Genomic DNA, 2,614 nt, shown 5'->3' on the forward strand with positions numbered 1-2,614 from the left:
CCTGCCCGCCCAGCACGAAGGCGATGCGCGGCGCCCGCCCCGGCACGGCCCGCCCCGCGGCGCGAAGGCGGTGCGGGCCCCCCGCGCGCCGGTCCAGCGCCTCGGCCAGCGCCTCGCGGGTGCATCCCGTCACGGCCAGCCGGTGGTCGTGGTGCGCGCGGCGCAGCGACGCCGTCCAGGCCAGGGCCGCCGGCGAGGCGTCCGTGGACAGCAGGTGCTCGCGCACCCGCTCCGCCAGGGCATGCAGGGCCCCCGGGTCGCGGGCGGACAGGGGAAGGAGGACGGCCCGGGCCGGCGTCTCCGCATCCCCGGCGTCCTGCGCGCGTCCCGCGTCCGCCGGATCCGCGAGGGGCGCCTCGGCCAGGACGGCGTGGGCGTTGGTGCCGCCGAACCCGAACGAGCTCACCCCGGCCGCCCCCCGCCCCGGCTCGGCCGGCCAGCCGTCGCGCCCGCGCTGCACGGACAGGCCCAGCGCCGCGAAGGGGATGGCGGGGCTGGGCTCGTCGAAGTGCAGGCTGGGGGCGAGCCGGCGGTGGCGCAGCGAGAGGGCCACCTTGATCACCCCCGCGATCCCCGCCGCCGCCTCCAGGTGCCCCAGGTTGGTCTTGACGGAGCCGATGCGGCAGGGGCACCCCTCCGCCCGCCCCGCGCCCACCACCGCCCCCAGGGCGCGCGCCTCGATGGGGTCGCCCAGCGGCGTCCCCGTCCCGTGCGCCTCCACGTAGTCCACCTCCGCCGGCCGCACCCCCGCCGCGGCGCAGGCCGCGCGCAGCACCGCCTCCTGCGCGGCGCCGCTGGGGGCCGTGAGGCCGTTGCTGCGCCCGTCCTGGTTCACCGCCGTCCCGCGGACCACGGCGTACACGGGGTCGCCGTCGGCCCGGGCCCGGGCGAGCGGCTTGAGCACCACCGCGCCCGCCCCCTCGCCCCGCACGTAGCCGTTGGCGCCCGCGCTGAACGCGCGGCAGCGGCCGTCCGGCGACATGAAGCCGGCCTTGGAGAAGTTTACGGTGATCTCGGGGGAAAGAAGGAGGTTGGCCCCGCCCACGATGGCCGTGGCGCACTCCCCCGCGCGCAGGCTGCGGACGGCCAGGTGCAGCGCCACCAGCGACGACGAGCAGGCGGTGTCCACGGCCAGGCTGGGGCCCCGCAGGTCCAGCACGTACGACAGGCGGTTGGCGGCGATGGAAAGGGAGCCGCCCGTCCCCGCGTACGCGTCGGACAGGGCCGGGTCCGTGAACTGGCGCTGGCCGTAGTCGCTCGTGGAGATCCCCACGAACACCCCCGTGGGCGATCCCGCCAGCCGGTCGGGGTCCAGTCCCGCGTCCTCCAGCGCCTCCCACGCCACCTCCAGCAGCAGCCGCTGCTGCGGGTCCATCCGCGCGGCCTCGCGCGGCGCGATGCCGAAGAACGCCGCGTCAAAACGGTCCACCCCGTCCAGGAACCCGCCCCAGCGCGTGGTCATCCGGCCGGGCACGGCGGGGTCCGGATCGTACAGGGCGTCCACGTCCCAGCGGTCCGCGGGGACCTCCGTCACGGCGTCCGTCCCCTCCCACAGCAGCCGCCAGAACGCCTCGGGCCCGTCCGCGCCGGGAAACCGGCACCCGATCCCCACGATGGCGATGGGCTCGCCGGGCGCGTCGCCGCCGGGCATCGCGGGGGCTTCCTCCCGGGCCTCGCCGGCCAGGTGGCGCGCCAGGCGGTGAATGGAGGGATGCTCAAAGAGCAGCGTGGGCGGCAGCGCGCGCCCCAGCCAGTCCTCCAGCTCCCCGGACAGCCCGGCCGCGGCCACGGAGTCGATGCCCAGGCTGGCGAAGGGCGCGCGCGGATCGACCTCCCCCGCCGCCATCCCCGTCCGCTCCGCGACGCGCTCCGCCAGCCACGCGCCGATCCGCCCCGCCTCCCCCGCCCGCGCTACGGCGACGGACGGCACGGAGGTGGATTCGGCGGATCGGACGAACGCGGCGGATTCAGGGGATACGTGGGATTCGGAGGACCGGACGGATGCGGTGGATTCGGCGGACCAGACGGATGCGGCGGATGCGGAGGATTCGGCGGACCGGGCGGATTCGGTGGATTCGGCGGATCGGACGAACGCGGTGGATCCAGCGGATCCGATGGACCCGGCGGATGCGGTGGATTCGACCGATCGGACGAGCGCGGCGGATTCGAGGGACACGTGGGATTCGGCGGATCGGGCGGATGCGGAGGATTCGACAGACCCGGCGGAGTCGAAGTCCGCGGATGCGGCGGATCGGGCGGACCCGGCGGATGCGGACGCGTTGTCCCCGCCGCGCGGCGGGGTGCCGGCCGTCCAGTCGAACACCACCTCCAGCTCGCCGGCCAGCAGCGCCTCGCGGCAGCGGCGGCGCTGGATCTTTCCGCTCGTCGTCTTGGGGATGCCGCCCGTCCTGAGCAGCACCACGCGGTGCACTACCAGGTCGTGCTCCGCCGGGACGGCCTCGCGGACGGCCGCGGCCACGGGCGCGGGGTCCGCGCGCAGGTGGCCGCGCTCCAGCTCGCACACCACCACCAGCCGCTCGTCCCCGCCCTCCCCCACGGTAAAGGCGGCGCCGCACCCGGGGCGCACGGCCGGGTGCGCGCGCGCGGCCGTGCG

1 protein-coding gene is annotated in these 2,614 nt (G+C 77.0%); it reads right to left on the reverse strand.

Going from position 1 to position 2,614, the window contains the following annotated elements:
• Positions 1-2,614 (reverse strand): type I polyketide synthase (locus VFZ20_RS28945; RefSeq protein WP_329687450.1); only part of this gene is annotated, 2,614 nt, incomplete at both ends.

Source organism: Longimicrobium sp., assembly GCF_036280135.1.
Lineage (GTDB): Bacteria > Gemmatimonadota > Gemmatimonadetes > Longimicrobiales > Longimicrobiaceae > Longimicrobium.